General features: G+C 71.8%; 7 protein-coding genes. 4 read left to right on the top strand and 3 right to left on the bottom strand.

Features of this window, described 5'->3' with window-relative positions; genetic code table 11:
- Positions 1-568 (bottom strand): Clp protease N-terminal domain-containing protein (locus tag HUU95_RS08835; RefSeq protein ID WP_302480111.1); only part of this gene is annotated, 568 nt, incomplete at its 3' end.
- Between the two features lie 150 nt (positions 569-718).
- Here HUU95_RS08835 and HUU95_RS08830 point away from each other — a divergent pair.
- The 3 genes from HUU95_RS08830 (at position 719) to HUU95_RS08820 (ending at position 3,504) form a co-directional block, all read left to right on the top strand.
- Positions 719-1,015, top strand: coding sequence for a hypothetical protein (locus HUU95_RS08830; RefSeq protein WP_174279775.1), 297 nt, complete (start codon positions 719-721; stop codon positions 1,013-1,015).
- Positions 1,012-3,120, top strand: a complete 2,109-nt coding sequence (locus HUU95_RS08825; RefSeq protein WP_254602708.1) for a penicillin acylase family protein — start codon at positions 1,012-1,014, stop codon at positions 3,118-3,120. The genes HUU95_RS08830 and HUU95_RS08825 overlap by 4 nt, the downstream gene beginning before the upstream one ends.
- An 84-nt stretch (positions 3,121-3,204) precedes the next feature.
- A complete protein-coding gene (locus HUU95_RS08820) occupies positions 3,205-3,504 on the top strand; it encodes a hypothetical protein (RefSeq protein WP_174279774.1) in 300 nt (99 codons plus the stop codon).
- Positions 3,505-3,538: 34 nt separating this feature from the next.
- Here HUU95_RS08820 and HUU95_RS08815 read toward each other — a convergent pair whose 3' ends face one another.
- Complete coding sequence (locus HUU95_RS08815) at positions 3,539-3,709, bottom strand: hypothetical protein (protein WP_174279773.1); 171 nt, start codon at positions 3,707-3,709, stop codon at positions 3,539-3,541.
- A gap of 60 nt (positions 3,710-3,769) precedes the next feature.
- Complete coding sequence (locus tag HUU95_RS08810) at positions 3,770-4,018, bottom strand: CBU_0592 family membrane protein (protein ID WP_174279772.1); 249 nt, start codon at positions 4,016-4,018, stop codon at positions 3,770-3,772.
- A gap of 65 nt (positions 4,019-4,083) precedes the next feature.
- On the opposite strand from HUU95_RS08810, the gene HUU95_RS08805 reads away from it, so the two are divergent.
- On the top strand, positions 4,084-4,734 hold a 651-nt coding region (locus HUU95_RS08805), incomplete at its 3' end, for a DUF885 family protein (protein WP_174279771.1).

Below are 4,734 nucleotides of genomic sequence, written 5' to 3'. Positions count from 1 at the left end.
GGATCTCCTCGTCGCGGCCGATGACGGGGTCGAGCTTGCCGTCGCGCGCCGCCTGCGTCAGGTCGCGCGCGAACTTCTTGAGCGCGTCGTAGCGATCCTCCGCCGACGCGGTGTCGGCGGCGCGGCCCTGACGCAGCTGGTTGATCGCGGCGTTCAGCCCTTCCGCCGTGACGCCGGCGGTCTTGAGCGCCCGCCCGGCCGCGCCGGTCGACAGCGCCAGCGCGAGCAGCAGCCGCTCGACGGTGACGAAGCGGTCGCCCGCCTTGGTCGCGATCTGCTCGGCTTGGTCGAGCAGGCGCACCGTGTCGTTGTTGAGCCCCGGCGTCTGCTGCGCGCCCGAACCGGTGACGGCGGGCAGCCGGGCGAGCGTGGCGTCCACCTCGGCCGTGGCGCGCTTCGCGTCGCCCCCGGCCGCCCCGATCAGCCCGGCGGCCATCCCCTGCTCGTCCTCCAGCAGCGCTTTCAGGACATGCTCGGGCGCGATCTGCTGGTGGTTGTTGCGGATCGCGACGGTCTGCGCCGATTGCAGAAAGCCGCGCGCGCGTTCGGTGAAGATGTCGAGGTTCATGCTGGCCCCTTGCTGGTCGACTATCAAATAGTGTGACATTCAGGCAACACAAGCGGTCGCCGATGGCGAACCACGAAGCACGTTTTTTCATAGCACGATGTGCCGAGAGCCCGGCTTTCGAAAGGCGGGAGGGCGGAGTAGGTAGGCGCCATGCTCATCCCTCTGCTCGCGCTCGCTGCGTTCGCGTCCACGGCGGCACCTGACCGGGTCCTTGTCCGCCTACTCGCCAACAGCTGCCATCCGACGCTGAACGGTCGATCCGTCACCTTGCGCCAATTGGAGGTGGCCGCGCATGGCTGGCGGCGCACCCGGCCGGCCGTGCGGTTCCAGCCCGACCGTCAATCGAGCTTCGGCTGCGTCGACACGGTGCTGGCGATCTTCAAGCGACAGCGCGTCGCCAGGCTCGACGTGATCGGCGCCAAGGCAGCACCGGATGCCCGGCGTTGAAGATCGCGCGCCGCCTCGGGCTGGGCCTGCTCGCCCTGGTCGTCCTCGCCGCGGTCGGCCTCGCCACCTGGGAGCCGCTGACCGCGACCCGCGTCGCGCCGCCGCCCGCGCATCGTTATGACGTGACGGTCGCGCGCGACCGCTGGGGCGTGCCGCACATCTTCGGCAAGACGGACCCTGACGTCGCCTATGGGATCGCCTACGCCCATGCGGAGGACGATTTCAGCACGCTCCAGGAGGTGCTGGCAATGACGCGCGGGCGGCTGGGCGCGATCACGGGGGCGGACGGCGCTAAGACCGACTATGTCATCCACCTGATCGGCGCCCGCGCGACGGTGGACCGCGACTATGACGCACAGCCCGCCGACGTGCGCGCGCTGCTCGATGGCTACGCCGCGGGGCTCAACGCCTTTGCCCGGCGCCATCCGGGCGAGGTGCGGCTGGCCAGGCTGTTCCCGGTCGACGGGCACGACGTCGCGGTCGGGTTCGTGGCGCGTTCGCCTTTCTTCTTCGGGCTCGACGGCGTGCTTGCCGCGCTGACCGGCGACCAGCCGCCGCCGTCGGATCGCGCGGGCCCCGACGCGCCGGGGGTGACGCCGGTGGGGCCGCATCCGGAGGAGGCGGGCTCGAACGGGTTCGTCGTCGCGCCCAAGCGGTCGGGGGACGGGTGGACGCGGATGATCTCCAACGCGCATCAGCCCTGGACGGGCGGGGTCGCCTGGTATGAGCTGGTCGTGCAATCGGGCACCGGCTGGCATTTCGCGGGCGCGACTTTCCCCGGCGCGCCCTACCCGCTGCTCGGGCATAACGAGACGCTGGGCTGGACCAACACGGTCGACCGGCCCGACCTGGTCGACGTCTACAAGCTCCGCGCCGACGCCACGACCTATCTATTCGACGGCCGGCGTCGCCCGATCGAGCAGCAGCGCGTCTGGCTGCCCGTCAAGCTGTGGGGGCCGTTCGTGCTGCCGGTCCCCAAGACGATCGAGCGTGCGATCCAGGGGCCGGTGATCCGCAACCGCGCGGGCGCGTTCGCGATCCGCTACGCCGGCGCCGATCAGCTGCGCATGGTGGAGCAATATTACCGCCTCACCCGCGCGCGGACCTATGCGCAGTGGAACCGCGCGATGGCGCTCCAAGGCGTGACCGCGACCAACTTCCTGTACGCGGACGCGACCGGCCGGATTGATCACGTCTACAACGCGATGTTCCCGCGGCGGCGGCCTGGCTTCGACTATGCCCGCGTGCTGCCCGGCGACACCAGCCGCGATTACCTGCCCGGCACGATGCCCTGGTCGGCGGTGCCGCAGCACCTCGATCCGCCCTCCGGCTTCCTCGTCAACGCCAACAATTCGCCCTATTTGGCGAGCGGCCCCGGTTCTGAAATGCCGCCGCAGCCGCCGCTGCTGGGCGTCGAGACCGACACCACCAACCGCGCCACCCGCGCCGTCGAGCTGATGGCTGCGACGCCGAAGATCGGCGAGGCCGAACTGGCGCGGATCAAGTACGACACCGGCGTCAGCCGGCAAGGCTGGGCGGCGAAGTGGTTCGCCGATCTGCTGGCGACGCACGACCCGGCGCTGGCGTCCGCCCGCGCGCTGCTGGCGCGCTGGGACTGGAACCTCGACGGGCGCGGGCCGGCGGATGCGCTGGCAGCGATGCTGATGCGCACGGGCGAGATCTGGCATTACAAGCGCCTGCCCGAGGCGGACCCGACGGACGCGCTGCGCCAGGCGGCAGGCTATCTGCGCGATCATTTCGGCCGGCTCGACCCGCCGTTGGGCACGGTGCTGCGGCTGCGCCACGGCCGCGTCGACCTGCCGCTTGACGGCGGCCCGGACGTGCTGCGCGCGGCATCGTGGGAGCAGGCGCCGGACGGGCGGCTGGTCGCCAACCATGGCGACAGCTTCGTGATGTTCGTCGGCTGGGATCCGCAGGGCGGTGTCCACAGCCGCTCGATCCAGCCCTATGGCGCGGCGACGACCCGGCCGGACAGCCCGCATTACGCCGACCAGTCACCCCTGTTCGTGCGTCACCAGACCAAGCCGGTCTGGTTCACGCGCGAGCAGCTGCGCGGTCATGTCGAGCGGGTCGAGCGGCCTTGACAGGTCCCGGCCGCCGGTCGAGGCGGGACGGACGCGCACACGCGGCGGACGGACCGGCCGCGACCGGCGCGAAGGAGCAGGCAGATGGCGGATGTCGACGGTAGCTGGGACTGCGTGGTGAAGTCGCCGCTGGGTGACCAGAAGATGCGGCTGACCGTGAAGAGCGAGGGCGCGAGCTGGTCGGGCAACGTGTCCGGCGCGATGGGCTCGTCCGACATCGCGGGCGAGGCGAGCGGCGAGACGATCAGCTGGAAGCAGCAGATGACCACGCCGATGCCGATGACGCTGGATTGCCAGGCGACCGCCTCCGGCGACACGATGACCGGCACCGTCGGCGCGGGCGCGTTCGGCAGCTTCCCGCTTTCGGCTACCCGCGCGGCCTGAGCCCGATCCTGCTCCGCCCGGCGGGGGAGGATCGTTACCCTGGCGACCGCTCGATCGCGTCGAGCCGGCGGAGCAGGTCGTCGAACGACCGGTCCTCCGCCACCGGGAACAGCCGCCGGAAGCCGCTGCCCAGCATATCGACATCCCGCTGGGTCAGCAGACCCACCGCGACGATGCGGTCCGACGAGGGTGGCGGGGCGGTCATGGCAAAGGTGTCAACGTCCCCTCGCCGGGCGAGGGTCCCTCGCGCGCTGCACTTTTTGCGTCAGCGCCGCCGCGCGGCCCAGCGCAGCAGCCCGCCCGCCGCGATCAGCGCCCAGGCGCTCTCGATCACCGCCGCCGACCAGTTGAACGCGCCGAATAGCGACACCAGCACGCCGAGCGAGCCGACCAGGTTGAGCAGCAGCGCCGGCGGTCGCACCGGATCGAGCCGCCGCGCGATCGCCAGCCCATAGGCGACGAGCATCATCGCGACGCCGACCAGGCCGATCGCGTCGAGGGGGGTGAACGCCATGGCGCCGGCCTTGTGCGCTCGCGCCCGGCGCGGCAAGCTCCGCACGCCAACCGAAGGAAGCGCCCATGCCTGCCGACCGCCGCCAGTTCCTGCTCGGCACCGCCGCGCTCGCCGTCACGCCGCTCGCCGCCGCCGACCCGCCCGCGCTCGCGACGCTGTTCGACGGTCTCGTGCACGCGCAGCTGCGCCGATCGCCCGAGGGCGCGACCAATCTGGGGCTCGACACCGGCGCCAATGCCGATCTGCGCGCCAAGCTTTCCGACCAGTCCGCCGCCGGGATCGCGTCCGCGCGCGCGGAGACCGCCGCCGAGCTGCGGCGGTTGCAGGCGGTCGACCGGACCGCGCTCGACGCCGACGCGCGCGTCGATCTGGATGCCGTGCTCTACACCCGCCGCTCCGCCGCCGCCGTGCAGGCGTTCGACTTCGGCGGCACGGGCTATGGCCCCAGCCCCTATATCCTGTCGCAGCAGACCGGCGCCTACCAGTCCGTCCCCGACTTCCTCGACACCAAGCACCGGATCGAGACCGCCGCCGACGCCGACGCCTATCTCCAGCGGCTCGGCGCCTTCGCCACGCAGATCGACGACCAGACCGCGCGCGCGCGCCACGACGTCGCCGGCGGGGTGACGCCGCCCGACTTCATCCTCGACCGCACGCTCGCGCAGATGGACAAGACCGCGCTGCCGGCCGCGCAGGCGCTCGCGGTCACGTCGCTG

It is taken from the genome of Sphingomonas bacterium, assembly GCF_903643065.1.
Classification (GTDB): domain Bacteria; phylum Pseudomonadota; class Alphaproteobacteria; order Sphingomonadales; family Sphingomonadaceae; genus Sphingomonas.
This window is presented reverse-complemented; position numbering and strand designations above follow the sequence as displayed.

What these genes read in the sequence shown, in the direction of transcription:
- HUU95_RS08810 (WP_174279772.1), bottom strand. Translation starts at nt 4,018, where the DNA reads ATGGCGTTCACCCCCCTCGACGCGATCGGCCTGGTCGGCGTCGCGATG.
- HUU95_RS08820 (WP_174279774.1), top strand. Translation starts at nt 3,205, where the DNA reads ATGGCGGATGTCGACGGTAGCTGGGACTGCGTGGTGAAGTCGCCGCTG.
- HUU95_RS08815 (WP_174279773.1), bottom strand. Translation starts at nt 3,709, where the DNA reads ATGACCGCCCCGCCACCCTCGTCGGACCGCATCGTCGCGGTGGGTCTG.
- HUU95_RS08830 (WP_174279775.1), top strand. Translation starts at nt 719, where the DNA reads ATGCTCATCCCTCTGCTCGCGCTCGCTGCGTTCGCGTCCACGGCGGCA.